This window comes from Modestobacter caceresii, assembly GCF_000761485.1.
Classification (GTDB): domain Bacteria; phylum Actinomycetota; class Actinomycetes; order Mycobacteriales; family Geodermatophilaceae; genus Modestobacter; species Modestobacter caceresii.
Map to the genome: position 1 here is coordinate 1 of NZ_JPMX01000108.1, position 287 is coordinate 287.

Genomic DNA, 287 nt, shown 5'->3' on the forward strand with positions numbered 1-287 from the left:
ACCCTGTTGGGCTGGGCGGTGCTGGCCGCGCGGGCCGGGCGGACCGTGGTGGACCCGCAGATCCGTCGCGGGGAGGGCTCGGCGGAGCCGGTGTCGCGGGAGCTCACCCCGGAGGTGCCGCTGACCCGCCGGGAGTCCGACGTGCTCGACGAGCTGCTCCAGGGCCAGTCCAACCGGGCGATCGGCAAGAACCTGTTCATCTCCGAGGACACCGTGAAGTCCCACGTCAAGGCGATCCTGCGCAAGCTGGGCGCCCGCGACCGGGCACACGCGGTCTCCCTGGTGCT

The 287-nt window shown here is 72.8% G+C and carries 1 protein-coding gene; it reads left to right on the forward strand.

Annotated elements, in window-relative coordinates:
- The coding region (locus IN07_RS20075) for a helix-turn-helix domain-containing protein (RefSeq protein WP_036339552.1) at positions 1 to 287 on the forward strand (287 nt) is incomplete at both ends.